Origin of the sequence: Massilia aurea, from assembly GCF_014200505.1 — a bacterium.
Taxonomy (GTDB): Bacteria; Pseudomonadota; Gammaproteobacteria; order Burkholderiales; family Burkholderiaceae_D; genus Telluria; species Telluria aurea_B.
This window is the reverse complement of sequence record NZ_JACHBX010000001.1, coordinates 1,137,414-1,159,027: the sequence shown is the minus strand read 5'-3', so window position 1 is coordinate 1,159,027 and position 21,614 is coordinate 1,137,414. Positions and strand designations below refer to the sequence as shown.

At 64.2% G+C, this 21,614-nt stretch carries 21 protein-coding genes; 12 read left to right on the top strand and 9 right to left on the bottom strand.

All coding sequences use genetic code 11. The features are described from left to right. Window positions 1-110: 110 nt before the first annotated feature. The 7 genes from HD842_RS05180 (at window position 111) to HD842_RS05150 (ending at window position 6,507) form a co-directional block, all read left to right on the top strand. Window positions 111-533: a PAS domain-containing protein gene (locus HD842_RS05180; protein WP_229424600.1), complete on the top strand. Its 423-nt coding sequence runs from the start codon at window positions 111-113 to the stop codon at window positions 531-533. Beyond that, on the top strand, window positions 530-1,891 hold the full coding sequence (locus tag HD842_RS05175) for a sensor domain-containing diguanylate cyclase (RefSeq protein WP_183551831.1): 1,362 nt from the start codon (window positions 530-532) through the stop codon (window positions 1,889-1,891). Before HD842_RS05180 ends, HD842_RS05175 begins: the two co-directional genes overlap by 4 nt. After that, the gene (locus HD842_RS05170; RefSeq protein ID WP_183551819.1) at window positions 1,881-3,659 is read left to right on the top strand and encodes a putative bifunctional diguanylate cyclase/phosphodiesterase; all 1,779 of its coding nucleotides are present in this window, start codon (window positions 1,881-1,883) and stop codon (window positions 3,657-3,659) included. Before HD842_RS05175 ends, HD842_RS05170 begins: the two co-directional genes overlap by 11 nt. A gap of 140 nt (window positions 3,660-3,799) precedes the next feature. Next, window positions 3,800-4,060, top strand: coding sequence for a hypothetical protein (locus HD842_RS05165; protein WP_183551816.1), 261 nt, complete (start codon window positions 3,800-3,802; stop codon window positions 4,058-4,060). Window positions 4,061-4,179: 119 nt separating this feature from the next. Next, on the top strand, window positions 4,180-4,449 hold the full coding sequence (locus tag HD842_RS05160) for a hypothetical protein (protein WP_183551813.1): 270 nt from the start codon (window positions 4,180-4,182) through the stop codon (window positions 4,447-4,449). A 90-nt stretch (window positions 4,450-4,539) separates the two neighbouring features. Further along, window positions 4,540-5,547: an HDOD domain-containing protein gene (locus tag HD842_RS05155; RefSeq protein WP_183551810.1), complete on the top strand. Its 1,008-nt coding sequence runs from the start codon at window positions 4,540-4,542 to the stop codon at window positions 5,545-5,547. Further along, window positions 5,548-6,507 carry a 5'-nucleotidase gene (locus HD842_RS05150; protein WP_183551807.1) on the top strand — a complete coding sequence of 320 codons (960 nt, stop codon included), beginning with the start codon at window positions 5,548-5,550 and terminating at the stop codon, window positions 6,505-6,507. On the opposite strand, the gene HD842_RS05145 is transcribed toward HD842_RS05150, so the two are convergent. Then, on the bottom strand, window positions 6,504-7,823 hold the full coding sequence (locus tag HD842_RS05145; protein ID WP_183551804.1) for a GDSL-type esterase/lipase family protein: 1,320 nt from the start codon (window positions 7,821-7,823) through the stop codon (window positions 6,504-6,506). The genes HD842_RS05150 and HD842_RS05145 overlap by 4 nt on opposite strands. Before the next feature lie 157 nt (window positions 7,824-7,980). On the opposite strand from HD842_RS05145, the gene mfd reads away from it, so the two are divergent. From mfd to HD842_RS05130, 3 genes are all read left to right on the top strand, one after another. Next, window positions 7,981-11,427 carry a transcription-repair coupling factor gene (gene mfd, locus HD842_RS05140; protein WP_183551801.1) on the top strand — a complete coding sequence of 1,149 codons (3,447 nt, stop codon included), beginning with the start codon at window positions 7,981-7,983 and terminating at the stop codon, window positions 11,425-11,427. Between the two features lie 8 nt (window positions 11,428-11,435). Beyond that, window positions 11,436-12,278 (top strand): phosphoserine phosphatase SerB, encoded by an 843-nt coding sequence (serB, locus tag HD842_RS05135; RefSeq protein WP_183553626.1) that lies wholly within the window; start codon window positions 11,436-11,438, stop codon window positions 12,276-12,278. A gap of 107 nt (window positions 12,279-12,385) precedes the next feature. Further along, window positions 12,386-12,832, top strand: coding sequence for a hypothetical protein (locus HD842_RS05130; RefSeq protein WP_183551799.1), 447 nt, complete (start codon window positions 12,386-12,388; stop codon window positions 12,830-12,832). A 33-nt stretch (window positions 12,833-12,865) separates the two neighbouring features. On the opposite strand, the gene HD842_RS05125 is transcribed toward HD842_RS05130, so the two are convergent. The 4 genes from HD842_RS05125 to HD842_RS05110 form a co-directional block, all read right to left on the bottom strand. Continuing rightward, window positions 12,866-13,183: a DUF805 domain-containing protein gene (locus HD842_RS05125; protein WP_183551796.1), complete on the bottom strand. Its 318-nt coding sequence runs from the start codon at window positions 13,181-13,183 to the stop codon at window positions 12,866-12,868. Window positions 13,184-13,421: 238 nt separating this feature from the next. Then, window positions 13,422-13,997: a DUF1349 domain-containing protein gene (locus tag HD842_RS05120; RefSeq protein ID WP_183551793.1), complete on the bottom strand. Its 576-nt coding sequence runs from the start codon at window positions 13,995-13,997 to the stop codon at window positions 13,422-13,424. Between the two features lie 38 nt (window positions 13,998-14,035). Beyond that, entirely contained in the window at window positions 14,036-14,422 is a 387-nt protein-coding gene (locus tag HD842_RS05115) for a hypothetical protein (protein ID WP_183553624.1), read from the bottom strand. Between the two features lie 59 nt (window positions 14,423-14,481). Further along, window positions 14,482-15,288 carry a DUF72 domain-containing protein gene (locus tag HD842_RS05110; RefSeq protein WP_229424598.1) on the bottom strand — a complete coding sequence of 269 codons (807 nt, stop codon included), beginning with the start codon at window positions 15,286-15,288 and terminating at the stop codon, window positions 14,482-14,484. A 143-nt stretch (window positions 15,289-15,431) separates the two neighbouring features. Between HD842_RS05110 and trxC the strand changes: the two genes are divergently transcribed. Both trxC and HD842_RS05100 read left to right on the top strand, forming a co-directional pair. Then, the gene (trxC, locus tag HD842_RS05105) at window positions 15,432-15,869 is read left to right on the top strand and encodes a thioredoxin TrxC (RefSeq protein ID WP_183551790.1); all 438 of its coding nucleotides are present in this window, start codon (window positions 15,432-15,434) and stop codon (window positions 15,867-15,869) included. Between the two features lie 75 nt (window positions 15,870-15,944). Beyond that, entirely contained in the window at window positions 15,945-16,307 is a 363-nt protein-coding gene (locus HD842_RS05100) for a DUF4870 family protein (RefSeq protein WP_183551787.1), read from the top strand. Window positions 16,308-16,337: 30 nt separating this feature from the next. Here the strand turns inward: HD842_RS05100 and HD842_RS05095 are convergent, their stop codons facing one another. From HD842_RS05095 to phaC, 4 genes are all read right to left on the bottom strand, one after another. Further along, window positions 16,338-17,498 carry a cystathionine beta-lyase gene (locus tag HD842_RS05095; protein ID WP_183551784.1) on the bottom strand — a complete coding sequence of 387 codons (1,161 nt, stop codon included), beginning with the start codon at window positions 17,496-17,498 and terminating at the stop codon, window positions 16,338-16,340. Window positions 17,499-17,510: 12 nt separating this feature from the next. Beyond that, entirely contained in the window at window positions 17,511-18,872 is a 1,362-nt protein-coding gene (gene rimO, locus HD842_RS05090; protein ID WP_183553620.1) for a 30S ribosomal protein S12 methylthiotransferase RimO, read from the bottom strand. 174 nt (window positions 18,873-19,046) lie between these two features. Beyond that, window positions 19,047-19,613, bottom strand: coding sequence for a polyhydroxyalkanoate synthesis repressor PhaR (gene phaR / locus HD842_RS05085; RefSeq protein ID WP_183551781.1), 567 nt, complete (start codon window positions 19,611-19,613; stop codon window positions 19,047-19,049). Window positions 19,614-19,817: 204 nt separating this feature from the next. Then, the gene (gene phaC, locus HD842_RS05080; protein ID WP_183551778.1) at window positions 19,818-21,578 is read right to left on the bottom strand and encodes a class I poly(R)-hydroxyalkanoic acid synthase; all 1,761 of its coding nucleotides are present in this window, start codon (window positions 21,576-21,578) and stop codon (window positions 19,818-19,820) included. Between the last annotated feature and the right edge of the window lie 36 nt (window positions 21,579-21,614).

Genomic DNA, 21,614 nt, shown 5'->3' with positions numbered 1-21,614 from the left:
CGAGGCTGTCAATTTGCCGCGGACTGTGGTGAAAGACGCATTCTCGCAATTAAATAGTGAATTGTTGCAAATGGGCAATTGACACGCGTTTATTGCACATGGCAACATCGATGACCAATATCCAATGGCCGCGCGTCGGCACCCAATTCATGACTTTTGCCTTTGACTTTCCCGAGATGGCCAGCCGACTCGACGCGTGTTCTCCTGAAGAACTGGACCAGCTCGATTTTGGCGTCATCGGTTTCGACGCGAACACCGAGGTCAACCAGTACAACGCGTTCGAGTCGCAAGCCGCCGGCCTGTCGCCGCAGCGCGTCCTGGGCCAGCCGCTGTTTACCAACGTCGCACCATGCATGAACAACTTCATGGTGGCGCAGCGTTTCGATGACGCGCTGGAACAAAACGTCGCGCTCGACGAAACCATCGACTACGTCCTGACGCTGCGCATGCGTCCGGTCAAAGTCGCCCTGCGCCTGCTGTCCACCCCGGGCAGCGCCACGCGTTACGTTCTTGTCAAGCGGCAGCCAAAGTGACTGACGACCTCGCCCAGCTCAGCGCGGAATATGAGGCGCTGATCCAGTTCCTGTATCTCGCCCCGGTTGGGCTGGTGCAGCTCGACGCCGATGGCGAAATCGCCATGATCAACCCGATTGCGGCCCAGCTCCTGATGCCGCACTCACGCAATGGCGGGCTCGATAACCTGTTCGTCGCGCTCGAGGACATCGCGCCCGACCTGCGCAACCTGTGCCAGCAAAGCACGGTCCAGAGCGGCAAGATCTGCGACGGCATGCACGTGCACCTGCATGCCGGCAGCGGCTGCAGCAAGCGCATGCCGCAGATCCTGTCGATCACGCTGCTGCGGCTCGACGCCAGCCGCATCATGGCCGTTATCGACGACATCACCGAGCAGGTGCGGCGCGAATGCCGCCAGCGGCAGAACGACGCCTGGCTCAATGCGGTCCTGACCGGCATCACCGATTACGCACTGGCCAGCCTGGACTCCCAGGGCCGCCTGTGCGAATGGAACCCGAGCATCGGCCGCGTGACCGGCTTCGGCCCCGCCGCCGAGGGCCAGAGCTACACGATGTTCTATCCCAACGATGCGATCACGCCCGAGCGCGCGCTGGACCGCCTGCGCGAAGCCGATGCCGACGGCTGGGCGCTGGACGAAAGCCGCCTGCTGCGCGCCGACGGCAGCGCATTCTGGGGCAGCGTGATGATCGCGCCATTGCCGGAAGCCGACCGCGAAGCCGCCGATGGCGCCCCGAGCCTGCCCTGCGAAGAGGGCCCGGCCTACTGCCTGATCCTGCGCGATGTGAGCGACAAGCGCGACATCGCCGAGCGGCGCCGGCGCGAGGCGTTCAGCGACCACCTCACTGGTCTGGCCAACCGCCGCGCGCTGTTCGACGCCGCCAGCCAGGAGTTCGAGCGCAGCCGCGCCGCGCCGCGGCCGACGGCGGTGATCATCCTCGACGCCGACCACTTCAAGGCCATCAACGACCGCTACGGGCACCCGGGCGGCGACGCCGTGCTGCAGCACCTGGCGGCGATCCTGCTCGACTTCTTCCGCGAAGTCGATGTCGTGGCGCGCATCGGCGGCGAGGAATTCGCCGTGCTGCTGCCCTCGACCGACCTGGCGCACGCGCTGGATCTGGCCGAACGCCTGTGCGCGCGCGTCGCGCTGGATGCCAAGAGCTTCGACGGCCAGGCGATCGTGTGCACGATCAGCGCCGGCGTGGCAGTCGCCCTCGACGGCCATGGCGGCGTCGACCTGCTCATCAAGCAGGCCGACCAGGCCCTGTACACGGCCAAGCGCGCCGGCCGCAACCGCGCGCTGGCCTGGCAACCCGACACCGTCGCTGCCCCCCAGGAGGCGCTCGATGGAGCCTAAAGTGCAGCACGAGGCGGTCGATGCCTACGAAGCGCTGGTGCAGTTCCTGTACCGGGCGCCGATCGGCCTGGCCCAGACCTCGCTCGACGGCACAGTCGACATGCTCAACCCGATGGCGTCGCGGCTCCTGATGCCGCTGGCCACCGCGCAGGGCCTGGACAACCTGTTCGACGTGCTGGCGCCCGTGGCGCCGCACCTGGCAACCATGGTCGAGGCATTTCTCGAACCGTCCGGCATGATCTGCGAAGGCTTGCGCCTGCCAGTGGGCGTGCCGCACGCGGCCAGCGGCAGCCTGCAGGTATTGGCACTCAACCTGATGAAGCTCGACCCCGAGCGCCTGATGGCGACCGTGGCCGACGCCACGTTCGAAGTGCAGCGCGAACAAGAGGTACTGTCGCGCCGCCTGCGCAGTGCTGCCCGCACCGACACCCTGACCCGCATGCCCAACCGCGAGGCAGTGCGCGACGCGCTGCAGCACCTGCTGGCGCTGCCGGTGTCCGACGTCGGCTTCGCGGTGCTGACACTCAATTGCGATCGCTTCCGCCAGCTCAATGACAGCCTGGGCCAGGCCGTGGGCGACCATCTGCTGATGCACATGGCCGATCGCCTGCGCGGCGCGCTGCGCCCGGCACTGGGCCGCATCGAACCAGGCACGCAGGCCGGCCAGCTGGCAGCCCGCACGGGCGGCGACGAATTCGTCGTCCTGCTCGACGGCCTGCGCGGGCGCGCCGATGCCGAGCGCATCGCGCTGCGCCTGCTCGATGCGCTGGCCCACCCGTATCTGGTGGATGGCCATGACATCGTCTGCGGCGCCAGTGTCGGCCTGGCCTGGAGCCTGGACGACCCGGAGATCGCACTGCGCGAGCCGGACGACGTGCTGCGCGACGCCGGCATCGCGATGGTCGAGGCCAAGCGGGCCGGCGGCAACCGCCACATGGTATTCGCGCCGAGCATGCGCGAACGCGCAGCGCGCCGCGCCGGCATCGAAGCCGAACTGCGCCAGGCCCTGGTCGAAGAACAATTGTTCGTCGTGTACCAGCCGGTCGTGCGCCTGCTGCAGTGTGGCGGCGTCGATTACGCCGCCGGTGTCGAGGCGCTGGTGCGCTGGCGCCATCCGGTGCGCGGCATCGTGCCACCGATCGACTTCATCGAGGTGGCCGAGGAATGCGGTCTGATCGGCATGCTGGGCGACTTCGTCCTCGAACGCGCCTGCCGTGATTTTCTTGACTGGCGCGCGCGCCTGGGCGAGCGCGCACCCGGCCTGATGGCCGTGAACCTGTCGCGTGCGCAGCTCGCCCAACCGGGCTGGATCGACGGCGTACGGCGGATCCTGCGCGACACCGGCATGCCGCCGGGCTGCCTGCAGCTGGAAGTGACCGAAAGCCTCGCCGCCCAGGACCAGGATATCCAGCAGCGCCTGCACGACCTGAAGACGCTGGGCATCCAGCTGGCGCTGGACGACTTCGGTACCGGTTATTCATCGCTGTCGAGCCTGCACCTGCTGCCCGTGGACACGGTCAAGATCGATCGCTCGTTTGTCTGCCAGGCCGATACCAGCGCCCATCATCGCGTGCTGATCGAAGCCACCGTCAAGGTTGCCCGCAGCTTGGGGATGACCACGGTGGCCGAGGGCATCGAAACGCAGTCGCAGCTGGATGTGGTGCGCAACCACCTGTGCGACAAAGTGCAGGGCTACTTCTACAGCAGGCCGTTACCAGCCCCCGAGCTGCTGGACTGGCTGGCTACCCACGACGCAGAAGTTCATTGACGCCTGGACTGAGCCTTGTACTGACGCCTGCGCTGACGTGCGCTGGGCGTGTCGTCCTACAAGAATGAACTCTCCGTTCCTATTCGTGTAAACCCGCGGCTGCTTGATGATAAGACAACTTAATCATCACGGAGACAACCATGACACGCACCCTCGGAACCGCACTGATCGCAGGCATGATGGCTTTTGGGCTGGCAGCATGCGATACGCCAAGCAAGACGACCGACAGCATGTCGGGCTCGAGCAGCACGATGTCGACCACCGGCTCGGTGCAGACCCCAAGCACCACCGCAGGCCAGGGTAGCTGGAATTCGGGCGCCACCGGTGCCACCGGCGTGAACAGCGCCTCGGGCACCACCAGCAACAACGAGCCAGTCACCAACTCGGCCACCGGCCGCTGATCCGGAAGCAGAAGCAGAAGCACGAACCCACAGCTGCACACCGTGAGCGTGGGTAGTCAGTCGGTCACCTCCGGGTGGCCGCACCTGACCATGTCATTCCACTCTCAAGGAGCAATGCTATGAAAACTCTTCACACTGCACTCATTGGCGGCATCATGGCCTTCGCACTGGCCGGTTGCAACACCACCGACACCATGGGCACCAGCAGCAGCGGTTCGTCCTCGATGGGCACCACGGCTGCTGGCTCGACCGGCAACGCGACGGTCGATGCGCAGATGGGCATTACCCCGACCAATGGCGCCAATACCGGTGCGCCGATGGCTACTGGCACCGCCAGCACGCCAACCAACACTGGTCACACGACGACCAGCTCGGACACGAAGCAGTAATGCGATTCACGCATGGCCGGGTCTCCGGTCGTGCGTCGGGCTGGCGCGGTAGAATCGCTCCATGCCCATACCTCTCGTAGTGCCCTCCCCATGAAGCGCTGGCTTGCACGCCTGTTTGGCGCCGCGCCCACAGGGCCTGTCGACCATGATCCCTCCCCGTCTACCTTGCCGCCGTCTGTAGCGGCGATCATGCCGTTCGCCCAAGAGCAGCCCGCGCTTGACCTGGATCTCGCATTTTTTCACTGGCTGGCCGGTCCACACGTGACGGGCGCTGCGGGCGACGAAACCCTGGTACTCGACGAACTGGCGCGCCTCATGCGCGATCCGCACACCGCAAGCACCCTCGTGCCGCGCGTGCCGGCCGTGATCCCGCAAGTGCTGCGCAGCCTGCGCAGCGACGCCGCTTCATCGGTTGATCTTGCGCGCCAGGTGGCGCAGGACGCCGTACTGGTCGCGGAAGTCCTCCGCGAAGTCAACAGCCCGTACTACCAGCCAAGTTCGCCCGTGCGCAACCTGGAAGGCGCGCTGCTGCTGCTTGGCCAGAACGGTCTGCGCATGCTGCTGGCGCGCGTGGCGTTTCGCCGGATTATCAGCCTGCAGACCAGCCGCCTGGCGCGCCTCGTCGCGCCGCAGTTGTGGAACCAGTCCGAGAAATGCGCGCAGGCGGCCAGCCTGCTGGCCGCAAGCCACGGCGCCGATCCGTTCGAAGCTTATCTGGCGGGGCTGATGCACAATGTCGGGCTGGTTGTGGCCCTGCGCGTGATCGATGGCCTGTTGCCCACCGGCGGCCTGCCCGACAGCGATGCCTTCGGCCTGCGCCTGGTGCACGCCGCGCGCCTGATCTCGGCCGGGATTGCCGGCGAGTGGGAACTGCCACCGGCCATCGGCCACGCCATTGCCCATCTGGGCGACGCCGCAACCGTATCCACCAGTCTGCCCGCTGCGCTGGGCGAGGCCGACCGGCTGGCCAAGCTGCACATGCTGGCCGGGGGCGGCCAGCCGGCATTCGTGGGCGCCGTGGCCGCCTTGCCCGCAGGCCTGCGCCAGGTCTACGATACCTTCAACGACACCGACAACACCAACCGGCAGGACGCCTGAATGCCCTTTCCCATCGAAGAAAAACTCGTGATCGGCGTCGCCTCCAGCGCGCTGTTCGACCTGTCCGACTCGCACCAGGTGTATCTGGATGAGGGTCCGGAAGCCTACCGCAGCCACCAGGCGCGCCAGCGCGACGTCATCCTGGCGCGCGGCGTCGCGTTTCCGTTCATCCGGCGTTTCCTGAGCCTCAACCGGTGCTTCCCGCAGCAGGCGCCCGTTGAAGTGGTGCTGTTCTCGCGCAATTCGCCCGAGACGGGCCTGCGTGTGATGCGTTCGATCGCCCACTACGGCCTGGACATCTCGCGCGCCGTGTTCATGAGCGGCAAATCGCCCTACCCGTATCTGCCGGCATTCAACACCGCCCTGTTCCTGTCCGCGAACGAAGAGGACGTCAAGAGCGCCATCGCGGTCGATTACCCGGCCGGTCTCGTGCTGCCGTCCGCGATCGCCGACGAAGAAGACGACATCGAGCTGCGGGTGGCATTCGACTTCGATGGCGTCATCGCCGACGACGAATCCGAAACGGTCTACAAGCGCAACAACGACCTGGGCGAGTTCCACGCCCACGAAACCCTGCACATGGCGCGCCCGCACCAGCCTGGCCCGCTGGCCGGAATGTTTCGCAAGCTGGCCATGCTGCAGCAGCTGGAACACGAGGCCCAGCAGGCCGACCCGGACTACCGCCGCATCGTGCGCATTGCCATCATCACGGCGCGCAGTGCGCCGGCGCACGAACGCGTCGTGACCACGCTGGGCAGCTGGGGCGTCTCGGCCGACGAGACGTTCTTTTTGGGCGGGATGGACAAGGCGCGCGTGCTCTCGGTGTTCAAGCCGCACATCTTTTTCGATGACCAGCTCACGCATCTCAAATCCGGCCCGGGCGGCACGATCCCGATGGTGCACGTGCCGTTCGGCGTCGCCAACCGGCGCATCGTCGAACGCACGGACACAATTCCCTAGAGCCGCGGCAGCGCCATCAGGCGATCCAGTTCCGGCTGCATCGCCTTCGCCCAGATCGCGTAGCCCGCTTCGTTCGGATGCAGCAGATCGGGCATGATCGTTTTGCTCAACGTGCCGTCCGGCGCAAGGAACGCTCGGTTCACGTCCAGGAACACGACCCGGTTGCCATCGGCCAGCGCCGGCAATTGCGCATTGATCGCTTCGTTGATGTGCCGGAGCGGGCTCTCGGGCGTCGCATCGCGCGGGAAAATCGCCACCAGCAGGATGCGCGTGCGGGGCAGCCGTTGCTTGATCTCGTCGAGAGTGCGGCGAATGCCCGCCACAGTACTGGCCGCGAAATCGCCTCGCAAGCCCGTGTTGTTGGTGCCGATCATCAGCACCGCCACCTTCGGATCGAGTGCATCGACGGCGCCATTCTGGAGTCGCCACAACACGTTTTCGGTGCGGTCGCCCCCAAAGCCGAGGTCCAGCGCATTGAATTTCGCATAGTGCGTCTGCCAGACGGGCGCCCCTTCCTTTTCCCAGCCCTGCGTGATCGAGTCGCCGATGAACACCAGTTGCGGGCTGCGCGCGTCGCGCACCATCTGCTGCGCCTCGTCCAGTTTCTGGCGATGACGGGGCAGCCACCAGTCGATCGACCAGGCTTCGTCGAGCTTGGCCGGCGTGACGGCCACCGTACGCCAGTCCGCGCACGCCGTATTGGGCGTGCCGTCCGGTGCGATGGCCACGTTAGCGATGCTGACCTGGCCACTGCCCGTGCCTTCCAGCGCAAACGGCCGTGCCACCTGCGAGAAATCGTCGCCATCGCGGGCGAAGCACGACAGCGCCAGCACGACGCGCTGCCAGCCCTTGCCCTGCGCGGCGCGCCCCGGCAGCACGAACGGCACCTGGCGTTCGCAGGATGGACCGCACCCGACCTTGACCATGAGGCCACCAGCGTCGAGCGCATCGACCTTCAGGTCGAACGCCAGCGTGCCGCGCGCGAGGAATGGCCGCAGGTCCTGCGGGGCCGTCTCCAGCGCCACGCCGCTTTTCCAGATCTGGCGCCATTGCAGCGTGAGCGCCGTGGCGCCGTCGGGCCGCTTGCTACGCGCGAGTTCGATGGCGCTATCCGGGAACGTCGTGCGCAGCGCGGCGTCAGCGTTGACCTTCTCGCCGTCCAGCTGGTGCGTCGTATCGGGCGCCAGCGCCAGGATGGCGACACCGGGTCGCGGCGCATCGCCCAGCAGGACCACCGGCGCTGGCGGCGCCGCGCTGGCTGCTGCGCTCAGCAGGCATGAAACAAGCAGTGGCAAGGCCGTGTAAGCAGGGCGCATCGTATCTCCGTGGTGTTTATGTTAGCGCAATCATGCCCGTGATTTGGCGTCTCGACAAGCTGCCGCTCTCCACGCTGCGCGGCGAGCAGGCACGCGTTCGACTATAATTGGCCACCACTTTCCAGCGCCTTTTTCACGGATATTTCAAGCACGCGGCATGCCTTTCGACCTCGAGAAACACCTCCCCAAAGCAGGCCATCGTTTCGTCCTGCCGCTCCTCCACGGTTCGTCCGACGCCTATGCGCTGGCGGTTGCCGCCCTTGCTCTCAAGGCCCAGGGCCAGATGCTCACCGTCGTCGTGGCCAATGCCAGCGACGGCCAGCGGCTGCTCGATGAAATCCCGTGGTTCGCCGATGGCAAGCTGGCCTGCCACCTGTTGCCGGATTGGGAAACGCTGCCATACGATGCGTTCTCGCCGCACCAGGATTTGGTGTCCGAACGCCTGGCCACGCTGCACGAGATCCGCAACGGCCAGTGCGATGTGCTGATGGTGCCGGCGACCACGGCGCTGGTGCGCCTGGCGCCGCCGTCGTTCCTGGCGGCCTACACGTTCTTCTTCCGCCAAGGCGAGCGCCTCGACGAAGTGCGCCTGAAGGCGCAGCTCACACTGGCCGGCTACACGAACGTGTCGCAGGTGATGTCGCCGGGCGAGTACTCGGTGCGCGGCGGCCTGATCGACCTGTTCCCGATGGGCTCTGCCCTGCCCTACCGCCTTGACCTGTTTGGCGACGAGATCGAATCAATCCGCACGTTCGATGCCGACACCCAGCGCTCGCTGTACCCGGTGCGCGAAGTGCGCCTGCTGCCGGGCCGCGAATTCCCGATGGACGAAGCGGCAAGAACAGGCTTTCGCGGCCGCTGGCGCGAACGCTTCGAGGGCGACCCGTCACGCTCGCCGATTTACCGCGACATCGGCAACGGCATCGCCGCAGCCGGTATCGAATACTACCTGCCGCTGTTCTTCGACTCGACCTCGACGCTGCTGGATTACCTGCCCGACGGCGCGTCGCTGGCGCTCGTTGGCGATATCGAGGGCGCCATCAACCGCTTCTGGATGGACACCGAGTCGCGCTACCGCTTCCTGAAAAGCGACCGTGAGCGCCCGATCCTGGAACCAACCGAACTGTTCCTGAGCGCCGAGCAGTTCTTCACCTGCATCAAGCCGCACGGCCGCTGGAATATCGCGCGCGACCCGCTCGCACCTGCGTCTGAACTGTCGGCGCCGATTCCTGATGTTGCCGTCAACCGCCGCCTGGACGATCCGCTGGCCAGCCTGCGCACCTACCTCGAGCGCAGCGACACGCGCGTGATGATCTGCGCCGATTCGGCCGGCCGGCGCGAAACGCTGCAGCAATACTTCAGCGAATACCGGCTCGACCTGACGCCGGTCGAAGGCTTCGAGGGCTTCCGCGCCAGCGACGCCCGGCTGGCGCTGGGCGTGGCGCCGCTGCAGGCCGGCTTCGAGCTGCTCGATGCGGGCGCCGGCCACCTGGTCTTCATCACCGAGACCGAGCTGTATGCCGGTTCGGGCCGGCGCGCCGGCAAGAAGAAGCAGGAAGCGACGAGCCAGGTCGAGTCGATGGTGCGCGACCTGTCCGAGCTCAAGATCGGCGACCCGGTCGTGCACATCAACCATGGCATCGGGCGCTACATGGGCCTGACCAGCATGGACCTGGGCGAAGGCGAGACCGAGTTCCTGCATCTGGAATACGCGAAAGACACGAAGCTGTACGTGCCGGTCTCGCAGCTGCACGTGATCGCGCGCTACTCGGGCACGGCGGCCGAAGACGCGCCGCTGCACTCGCTCGGCTCGGGCCAGTGGGAAAAAGCCAAGCGCAAGGCCGCCGAGCAGGTGCGCGATACGGCTGCCGAGCTCCTGAACCTGTACGCGCGGCGCGCCCTGCGCCAGGGCCACGCGTTCGAATATTCGAATGTCGACTACGAAAACTTCTCGCAGAGCTTTGGCTTTGAAGAGACGCCCGACCAGGCCGAGGCGATCCACAACGTCATCAAGGATATGACGTCGGGCCGCCCGATGGACCGCCTGGTGTGCGGCGACGTCGGCTTCGGCAAGACCGAGGTCGCGCTGCGCGCGGCGTTCATCGCCGTCATGGGTGGCAAACAGGTCGCCATCCTGGCGCCGACGACGCTGCTGGCCGAGCAGCATGCGCAGACCTTCGCCGACCGCTTCGCCGACTGGCCCGTGAAGATCGCCGAGCTGTCGCGCTTCCGCACCGGCAAGGAGATCAACAACGCGATCAAAGGCATGGCCGACGGCACGCTCGACATCGTGATCGGCACCCACAAGCTGCTCTCGCCCGACGTGAAGTTCACGCGCCTGGGCCTGGTCATCATCGACGAAGAGCACCGCTTCGGCGTGCGCCAGAAGGAAGCGTTGAAATCGCTGCGCGCCGAAGTCGATGTGCTCACGCTCACTGCCACGCCGATCCCGCGCACGCTGGGCATGGCGCTGGAAGGCCTGCGCGACTTTTCGATCATCGCCACCGCACCGCAAAAGCGCCTGGCGATCAAAACTTTCGTACGCAGCGAAGACGGCTCGATCATCCGCGAGGCCTGCCTGCGTGAACTCAAGCGCGGCGGCCAGATCTACTTCCTGCACAACGAAGTCGACACCATCGAGAACCGCCGCGCGATGCTGCAGGAGCTGCTGCCGGAAGCCCGCATCGGCGTGGCACACGGCCAGATGCACGAGCGCGACCTGGAAAAAGTCATGCGCGACTTCGTGGCGCAGCGCTTCAATATCCTGCTGTGCACGACCATCATCGAGACCGGCATCGACGTGCCGACTGCGAACACGATCATCATGCACCGCGCCGACAAGTTCGGCCTGGCGCAGCTGCACCAGCTGCGCGGACGCGTGGGCCGCTCGCACCACCAGGCATATGCGTACCTGCTGGTGAGCGACGTGCAGAACCTGACCAAGCAGTCGCAGCGCCGCCTGGACGCCATCCAGCAGATGGAAGAACTGGGCAGCGGCTTCTACCTGGCGATGCACGACCTGGAAATCCGGGGCGCGGGCGAGGTCCTGGGCGAGAACCAGTCCGGCGAGATGCTGGAGATCGGCTTCCAGCTGTACTCGGACATGCTCAACGAAGCGGTACGCTCGCTCAAGGCCGGCAAGGAACCCGACCTGGCCGCGCCGCTGTCGTCGACCACCGAGATCAATCTGCACGTGCCCGCCCTGCTCCCGGCCGACTACTGCGGCGACGTACATGAGCGCCTGTCGATCTACAAGCGCCTGGCAAACTGCGAAAGCTCGGACCGTATCGACAGCATGCAGGAGGAACTGATCGACCGCTTCGGCAATCTGCCCGAGCCCGTGAAGGCGCTGGTCGAGACGCACCGGTTGCGCATCGCCGCGAAGGCCGTGGGCATCGTCAAGATCGACGCCCATGGCGAAGCGGCCAGTCTGCAGTTCATGGAAAAGCCGCCGATCGATCCAATCAGGATCATCACGCTGATCCAGAAGAACCGCCACGTCAAGCTGGCCGGCCAGGACAAGCTGCGCATCACGGCCAGCATGCCCGACCTGTCGGCACGCGTGAACCAGATCAAACAGACCATCAAACAACTACTCGCATGAACACGACGATGAATCTGGTGCTGCAAGGCCCGCAGGCCGATCCCGCCACACTGGCGCGCCTGGCGCAACTGGCCAGTCCGCAGCGCACCACGGACGTGGGCGCGCATGTGCTGCGTTGTGAAGGCGTGACGTTCGACGCCGACCTGAAAGAGCGTGTCGATGCTGCTGCGTTCGAGGCTGGCGTGGACGCCACCTTCATCGCGGCAGGCCGCTCGCTGGCCGATGTGCGTCTGGTGGCGATGGACATGGATTCGACGCTGATCACGATCGAGTGCATCGACGAAATCGCTGACATGCAGGGCCTCAAGCCACAGGTGTCCGAGATCACCGAGGCGGCAATGCGCGGCGAGCTCGATTTCTCGGAAAGCCTCAGGCGCCGCGTCGCCTTGCTGGCGGGGCTGGACGCGGGCGCGCTGCAACAGGTATATGACGAGCGCCTGCGCATTTCGCCGGGAGGCGAGGCGATGCTAAAGGCCGTGCAGGCGGCTGGCATCAAGACGCTGCTGGTGTCGGGCGGGTTCACGTTCTTCACCGAGCGCCTCGGCGCGCGCCTGGGGCTCGACTACACGCACGCGAACGTGCTCGAGATCGCGGATGGCAAGCTGACCGGCCGCGTCGTCGGCGGGATTGTCGATGCGGAAGAAAAGAAACGCACCGTCGAGCGCGTGTGCACTGAACTGGGCATCTCGCCGTCGCAGGCGGTCGTGATGGGCGACGGCGCCAACGACCTGCGCATGATGGGCATTGCCGGGCTGTCGGTGGCGTTTCGCGCCAAGCCGGTCGTACGCGCGCAGGCCGATGTGGCGCTCAATTTTTCCGGCCTGGACGGGTTGCTGACGATTCTGGCTTGATGAGCGGCCACGCATGTGTACCGGTTGTTTGCCCGCTGTAACAGCGTGTAAAACCGTGCGCCGCCTCGGCCGCAAGCTCGTATGATGGCTTGATCAGGAGGAGCGCCATGAAAAATCTTGCCATCATTATCGTGTCTCTGGGCGCGCTGGCCGGTTGCGCCGCGCCAGGCCCCTACTACAACAATCAAGGCTACGCACAACCGGCAGATCCGAGCCAGTGGCGTGTCGTGTCCGTGACGCCCGTGCCAATCGGTACCGGTGCGCGTGTTGCATCGTCGGGCGGCAGCACCGTCACCTCGACGCCTGTGCCTGCCACCACCTATTCGACGCCGTACTACCAACCGCAGCAGCCGGTGTATGTCCAGCAGCAGCCCGTGTACATCCAGCAGCAGCCGGTGTATGTGCCGCAGCCGGTGTATGTCGAGCAGCCGAACTACTGGTATCCGCCGATCTCGATCGGACTGGGCTTCGACTTTGGCCGCAGCAGCTGGGGCGGCCACCGCGGTCGTGGCTGGGGCGGGCATATCGGGTCGCGTTTTCCGTACCGCAGGTAATGCAGAATAAAAGCCGGCCGATGCCGGTTTTTTTTATGCATCGATACTGGCGAATTTGCTCTTTTGGACCAGAAACACGATCAGCACAAGCGAGCCGATGAAGGGAACGAGAATGAGAAGCTGCCACCAGCCACTTCTACCGGTGTCATGTAGCCGACGCGAGGCACTGGACAGGGATGGAACAAGCAGTGCTGCGAGCCCGATGAAATTGATGACGTCAGGCGAGAAGTACAGTAGAACCGTGACAAGTACGTTGAACAGGTAAAACCACCAGAACTCGGACCTGACCGCGGTACCACTAAAATCCGCGTACTTCCTCAAACAGCGAATGACTGCAGTAGACATGTTCATCGAGTTGGCATTTTTCGTTTTATTTGATGAGAAATCAATGGAGCGCCTGTTGGACCGGGACAGTTCATACGTTGTCGGTCATCGGCATTCAAGCAGATAAATCCAATGCATGGCCGAATCTGACACTCGACTCACTATATCAGCCAGCTATTGACGAAAACTCGCAGACTGTCACGGTGGTTGAAAAGAAAAGCAGGGGCAGATGCCGCCTGACCCCGGCTTTGCCACGGCCTCGCGCTTACGACAAATCGTGCAAATCCTTCTGCAGTGCCGGTTGTACCGAGAACTTGCTGAACACTACCTCCAGCCCGCCACGTTGTGGCGTGCAGCACATAGGGCCGACAAGGTAACGATCCGCGACGGGAAACGGTGCCAGGCGTAGCATTGGCCATACGACGCCATCCACCGAATACTGCGCCCTGACAGTGCCAGAACCAACGGTCACGCGGATCCAGAAGCCGTCGCTGATGGGCGGTGCCGGCATCACGGCCCAGTCGGACTTTTCATCGGTCAACACGGTGCTGAGCATCAGCTGAGCGTCCGAGTACTCCACACCGATCTTGATCCAGCGGGTCTCGTCGATTCTCACCATCAAGCCGGCCTGGTCATACAAGGCCTGAAAGTCCGCGCGCACATGCAGTTGGGCAGTGAACGCGTGATCGACGGGCCTGCCAAAGAAGTGGCCGTTATCATGAATGAAATCGTATTGGGTAATGCGCCAGAAGTCCGTGTTCTGGCTGGTGATGACTTTTAACGTGTCCTGGTCGATCTGACATTCGGGTGGCGTGTGAAGCCATGTGCATTCGTTGAACATCTCATCTCTCTTTCGTAATGTGTCGCTGCGCTCGGCCATCAACTGCCAAACAGATCGTGCGCGTCGAGAATCGCCCAGGCGATCTCGGGCCGCATGGTCAAGCAGCGTCGCACCGCTGCCGGCACCGATTGCCGCACCTTCTTGCACAGACCGGGCCGGTCATCGAGCACGATCACGATGCCGCGCACGCTGCGTACCTCGTTTGGCCCCGGCGCGATGTGCAGCGTTGCGCCGATGTTCTTGTGAATCAGTCCCTGCACGTGCTGCAGGTCGGCGAGACTGTCGACGCGCTCGATCCGCTCGATCAGCTTGAGTTCTTGCTGGCGCGTGATCGTCAATGGGCGCTGGTCCAGCTGCGGATCGGCCAGCACGCGCGCCCGATCGCAGACGCAGGCGCCCGGCGGGCACTCGACGCGCAGGGGCACGGCGGCGGGCTGCGGACCTGCAGTCGGGTCCGGCTCTGACGGGACGGCGGTGAATGAGTTCACTCGGATGGCGCGGTGACGTTTGGACTCGCTGATTCTACCCCGCCCAGATCGCCCAATGGAGCAACTTCATGCCTCATCAGTTCGAGCGCATTGGGCACGGCCGCGCCCTCGGCTGTATTGTCGAAGATGCACCATACCGTGCGGCCCGCTGTGACCTCGCGATCGATGCGGCTGCGCCAGCGGGCGATCTCGTCGCCCGGATACGCCGAATAATAGATGCGCGGCGCGCCATGCAGGCGCACGTAGACGTGGGTATCGCTCGTCGGCTGGTGCTCCCCGGGCTGGCCGGCGGCAGGATCCGCGATGACGCGCACTATGCCGCACTCGCGCAGCGTCGCCGTGGCAGACTCAGAAAACCAGCTGGCGTGACGCGCTTCGAACGCAATGCTGCAGCCGAAACGTTCACGCACCTGCCCAAAGAATGCATGCGCCAGCACGTCATCGAAACCGAAGCGCGGCGGCAGCTGGACCAGCAGGCAGCCCAGCTTGTCGCCCAGCATGCCGGCTTCGCCCTGGAACCGGTCGAGCAATGCATCGACATCCCGTAGACGGGCGTCATGCGTGATCGCGCGCGGCACCTTGACCGCGAAACGGAAATGTTCGGGCACGCTGGCGGCCCAGCGCACATAGGTTTCGGGTTTATGGGGCCGGTAGAAGGATGAGTTGATTTCCACGGCCGGAAACACGGCGGCGTAGCGTTCGAGGTGGCTTCCCTCTGCCGGAAACGCGGCGAAGTCCTTGCTCCCAAGGCTCCAGCCAGCACAACCGACCAGCAGGCGGCCAAGCATATTCTGCTCAGGCATACGATCGTCTCATTTATATTATTGCAACCATTCTAGCGAGCGGAGGCGGCGGGCGGCGCATGGAAGCGCTGGCGACGTGCAGGCGACGTGCAGACCAGGCCCCGCTTACAATAAGAACATCGTATCGAACGGAGGAAGCCAGCATGACCGAACCAACCCACATCGTTTGCCCGCACTGCGACGCCGTCAACCGCATGCCGCAGTCGCGCCTGCAGGACGCGCCCACTTGCGGCAAATGTACGCAGCCCCTGTTCACGGGGCGTCCGCTGGACGTCGACAGCGCGCGCTTCGAGCGCCACATCGGTCGCAACGATATTCCCGTGCTGGTGGACTTCTGGGCCGAATGGTGCGGCCCGTGCAAGATGATGGCGCCTGCGTATGCGCAAGCCGCCGGGCAACTCGAGCCCGCCGTACGCCTGCTGAAAGTGGACACCGAGCGTGCGCAGGATCTGTCGGCGCGCTTTGCGATCCGCAGCATCCCGACGCTGGCGCTGTTCAAGGGCGGCCGTGAAATCGCGCGCCAGTCCGGCGCGATGGATGCGGTGCGCCTTTCCGCCTGGGTGCGCCAGCACATCGGATAAAGCGGCAGAATCAGTATTGCGAATTGTGCTGCTACAATGGCAACAAAGGGGGTTGTCCCCGCACGAGGAGACGGTATGTCGCAAGAACTGATTCTGGAACGAGGCGTCGAAGACAACAAGCACTGGGCGCGCATCCTGTATGTGATCCATGCGCTGACGTTCTTCTTTTCGCTCGGCATGCTGTCGATCGTGCCGGTGATCGTCAACTACGTCAAACGCCCGGACACGGCCGGTACGATGGTCTACACCCACCACACGTGGATGATCCGCTCGTTCTGGTGGTACGTGGTGTGGATGGCCGTTGGCGCGGTGCTGTTCGCCACCATCATCGGCATTCCCGCCGCGTGGGTGGTGTGGCCGGTGGCATGGATCTGGAAAGCGTATCGCCTGATCCGCGGCTTCATCGATTTGAACAACAACCGCGCGATGCCGGTGTAAAAAAATGGGGCCAGCGGCCCCATTTTTATGTCACAACGCATTGAAGGCCCGTGCCAGATCGGCGATCAGGTCGGCCGGGTCTTCCAAGCCGACATTGAAGCGCACCAGCACCCCGCCCTCCCACTGATCCCGCAAGCTGTTGATCCGGTACGGCATCACAAGGCTGTTGGGTCCACCCCAGCTATAGCCGATGCCGAACAGCGTCAGCGCATCGACCATGCAATCGACCTGCGCCTCGTCGAAGCGTGCGTCGAACACCACCGAAAACAGGCCACCTGCCCCGGTAAAATCGCGCTGCCAGAACGCGTGGCCCGGGCAGTCCTCGAATGCCGGATGCAGCACCTTTGCGATCTCGGGCCGTGCCTTGAACCAGGCGGCCAGCTCGCGCGCGCTGGCGTCGTGCCGCTCGAAGCGCATCTTCATCGTCGGCAAACCGCGCTGCACCAGATACGCATCGTCGGGGCTCACGCCCAGGCCCAGGCGCATGTGTGCCAACGCCAGCCGATCGTTCAGCGCGCGGTCGCGCGTGATCACGGCGCCCATCAAGAGGTCGGCGCCACCCGACTGGTACTTGGTCAGCGCGTGCATGACGATGTCGGCGCCAAGATCGAACCCGCGCAGCGCCAGGCCCGCCGACCACGTATTGTCGAGTGCCACCAGCACGCCCCGCTCATGCGCCGCATGGCACAGCGCCGGCAGATCCGGCACTTCCATCGACACCGAACCCGGCGCCTCGGCCCACAGCAGTTTGGTGTTTGGCTGGATCAGCGCAGCGATGCCGGCGCCGATCATCGGATCGTAGTAGCGTGCAGTGACGCCGAAATCCGCGCTGAGCCAGCGGCCCAGTTCACGGTTCGGGTTGTAGACGTTCTCGGGCAACAGCACATCGTCGCCGCTTTTGAGCAGCGCAAAGTCGACCATCGCGATCGCGGCAAGGCCCGACGGCGTGAGCAGACAATGGTTGCCGCCCTCGATCTCGGCCAGCTTGCCTTCCAGCGTGAACGTGGTCGGCGTGCCGTGCAAGCCGTAGGTGTAGGCGGTCTTGTCTTTCCACTGGCTCGCGCGCATTGTCGCCGTGTTCGCAAACAGCACGGTCGACGCGCGGTGCGTCGCCGGCGGGAAGGCATCGAACCCCGCCGGTGCGACATAGTCGCTATGCACCAGCGTGGTCTGGATCGACTTGGCGCTCATGGCGTCAATGGCTTAGACGGGATTGGCCCACAGGTCATGCGCATCGGCCTTCGTGATGACGACATCGGCGAACTGGCCGACGACCAGTTTGCTCTTGCCCGGCACGAGTGGCCGCTTAATGTGCACGACGCCGTCGATCTCGGGCGCATCGGCGCTCGAACGGCCGATCGCTTCGCGGGCGCCGACTTCGTCGATCAGCACGCGCAGCGTCTTGCCGACCTTGGCCTGCAGGCGCTTGGCCGAGATCTCTTCTTGCAGCAGCATGACGCGCGCGCGGCGCTCTTCACGCACTTCTTCCGGCACCGGATTCTCGAGCAGGTTCGCGGTCGCGCCTTCGACCGGCGAATAGGCAAAGCAGCCCAGGCGATCGATCTGCGCTTCTTTCAGGAAGTCGAGCAGATACTCGAATTCGGCCTCGGTCTCGCCCGGGAAGCCGGCGATGAAGGTCGAACGGATCGTCAGGTCCGGGTTCATCGAACGCCATTTCAGGATGCGCTCGAGGTTGCGCTCGCCGCTGGCCGGGCGCTTCATGCGCTTCAGGATATCCGGGTGCGCGTGCTGCATCGGAATATCGAGGTATGGCAGCACGTGGCCATCGCCCATGAACGGGATCGCGTGATCGACGTGCGGGTACGGATAGACATAGTGCAGGCGCACCCAGGTGTCGTACTGGCGCGCGAGCTGGCCCAGCGCTTCGACCAGCTGCGTCATGTGCGTCTTGATCGGGCGGCCATTCCAGAAGCCGGTGCGGAACTTGACGTCCACGCCATAGGCACTGGTGTCCTGCGAAATCACGAGCAGCTCCTTGACGCCCGACTTGAACAGGTTCTCGGCTTCGACCAGCACTTCGTCGATGCGGCGCGAGACCAGGTCGCCGCGCATCGACGGGATGATGCAGAAGCTGCAGCGGTGGTTGCAGCCTTCGGAAATCTTCAGGTAGGCGTAGTGCTTCGGCGTGAGTTTCACGCCGTGGTCAGGGACCAGGTCGATGAACGGATCGTGCGGTTTCGGCAGGTGCAAGTGGACCGAGTCCATCACCTCGGCCAGTGCATGGGGGCCGGTCACGGCCAGCACCTTCGGGTGCACCTTGGTGATGATGTCGTCGCCTGCAGCATCCTTCTTGGCGCCCAGGCAGCCGGTGACGATCACCTTGCCGTTTTCGGCCAGCGCTTCGCCGATGGCGTCGAGCGACTCCTGCACGGCGGCGTCGATGAAGCCGCAGGTGTTGACGATCACGAGGTCCGCCCCGTCGTACGAGTTGGCGGTTTGATAGCCTTCAGCGCGCAACTGGGTCAGGATCTGCTCGGAATCGACCAGCGCTTTCGGGCAGCCAAGCGAGACAAAGCCGACCTTCGGCGCAATCACGCCAGGCATCGGTGCCGGAATGATGACGCCAGGCGCCTTGGCTGCGGCAGCCAGGCTGCTAGAGTTGGCGGAAGGACTACGACGAAGTTCAGTCATGGGCAGCGGAAAAGTGTTTGGGCAATCCGCGATTGTACCTGAACCGGGCCTCGAAGGTGAGGCCCTGCTGCCCCAATACTGAGGGGTTTATTTCTTGTCGGTCGGCGGGGGCGTCATGCCCGGGAACGGGAACACGCCGAACATCGCCTTGCTCTGGCTCTGCATCTGTTCCTGCATCTGGATGAACAGGTTCTTGCTCTGGTCGATGTAGTTGTTCATCATGCCCTGCATCATCGGACCCTGGACGTTCATGAACTGGGTCCACATCTCGGGGCTGAAAGGCTTGCCCTCGATGGCGCCGGCAGCGTTGCTGGTGAATTTGTGCTGGATGTCGGTAAAGGCCTGGACGTTCTTTTCCAGATACGAGCCCATCATGCCCTGCATTGCGTGGCCGTAGTAGCGGATGATTTGCGAGAGTACTGAGCTCGAGAACATCGGCACGCCATTCGCCTCTTCTTCGAGGATGATCTGGAGCAGGATCGCGCGGGTCAGGTCTTCGCTGCTCTTGGCATCGACCACGGTGAAATCGTCAGCGTCGAGCACTAATTGCTTGACGTCCGACAGCGTGATGTAGGAACTGGTCTGCGTGTCGTACAGACGACGGTTCGGGTATTTCTTGATCAGGCGTTCTGCACTCTTCTTCACACTGCTCATCTCTGGTTCCATGGTTTGCGGCGCCGCTTCGTGAGCCGCGCACTTATGATTATTCTGGCCAGCGTGGCCGGCCCGTCTCCACCCGACCCACGGCCGGATCGACCGTGGGGGATAACAGACACCTTACCATGCAATTGTGGCGGTTGCAGCAATTACCAGATGCATCACAAGTATGGTTTTTATGTCAATACATGACATCGACTGCTAGTCGGCCCTGACCTGCACATAGCGCCCCGGTGCGGGCTCGGTTGGCGGATAGTCGCTGCTGCCAGCGACGCCTGGGGCCGGCCCTTGCGCGCCGCCGTTCTCCGCCAGAAATTTTGCCCACTCAGGCCACCAACTGCCTTTGTGCTCTGCAGCACTCTCGAACCAGGCAGCATCCGTCTTGGGCCGCGACTTGCCGCCCTTGTCGTTGGCCCAATAACTGCGCTTGTTTTTCGAGGCAGGGTTGATGACGCCGGCGATATGGCCCGACGCACCCAGCACGAAGCGGTTCGCTTTCGGGTTGCCAGGATTGAGCAACTGCATCGAGGCAAACGCCGCCGTCCACGGCACGATATGGTCTTCCTTCGAGCCGTACACGAACACCGGCGCGTCGATGGCGCCCAGATTGATCGGCACGCCGCACACCGTGAGCGCGCCCGGCTGCTTGAGCTTGTTCTCCAGGTACATATTGCGCAAGTACCAGCAGAACATCGGGCCCGGCAGATTGGTGCTGTCGGCATTCCAGTACAGCAGATCGAAGGCCGGTGGTTCCTTGCCCTTCAGGTAGTTTTGCTGGACATAATTCCAGACCAGATCGTTCGGGCGCAGCGACGAGAACGTCGTCGCCAGGTCGCGGCCCGGCATCAGGCCGCCAGCGGCGAGCTTCTGCTCGCGCAGCGCCACCTGGGTTTCGTCGATGAATACTTCGAGCACGCCGGCATCCGAAAAGTCCAGCAGCGTGGTCAGCAGCGACAGGCTGGCCGCCGGCTGGCGCCCACGCGCCGCCAGCACGGCCAGCGCGGTGGCGGCAATGGTGCCGCCGACGCAGAAGCCGAACACGTGCGCTTTCTCTTGTCCGGTGATCTGGGCCACGACGTCAAGCGCACGGATCGCGCCGTCTTCGACGTAATCGTCCCAGCGCAGGTGCGACTGGCTGCGGTCCGGGTTACGCCAGGAGACCATGAACACGGTATGGCCCTGCTCCACCACGTAGCGCACCAGTGAATTCTCGGGCTGCAGGTCGAGGATATAAAACTTGTTGATGCACGGCGGGATCATCACCAGCGGCACGGTGTGCACGTTCGCCGTGGTCGGCGTGTACTGGATCAGCTGAAACAAGTCGTTTTCGAACACGACCTGGCCGGCCGTGTTGCCGACATTGCGGCCCACTTCGAAGGCTGTTTCGTCCGATTGCGAAATACGGCCCTTCTGCAGATCGGTCAGCATGTTGGTCAAGCCCTTGGTCAGGCTCTCGCCCTGGGTCTCGATCATCTGCTGCTGCGCTTCCGGATTGGTGGCCAGGAAGTTGGCGGGCGACATCGCGTCGATCATCTGCTGGACCGAGAAACGCAGCTTCTGGCGCTCGCGCGGCCCGACCTCGACCGCATCGGCCATCGCCATCATGCATTCGGCATTCAGCAGGTAGGAAGCGGCCGAGAACGCCGACAGTGGATTGCCACGCCATTCGGCTGCGGCGAAGCGCCGGTCGCTCAACTCGGGCGTCTTGCCCAGCATGACGTCTTGCCACAGCTGAGTTGCTTTCTTGAGATAATCGTCGCGGATCGCTTCCATGCGGGCCGTATCGATGCCGGCGCCGGCATCTTTGAGGAAGCCGGCCAGCGGACTGGCGCCGCCCGGGGCGGGCATCGCTGGCATGGCAGGCATGGTGGACATCATCGTCATCCAGGGCTGCCAGGCGGCAGGATCGGACCATTGGGACAACCAGGCAGCGGCAAGCGCTTGTGGATCAGGCATGTTCATGTGGGCATCCGTTGTTAGAATCGCGTCTCTTCAACC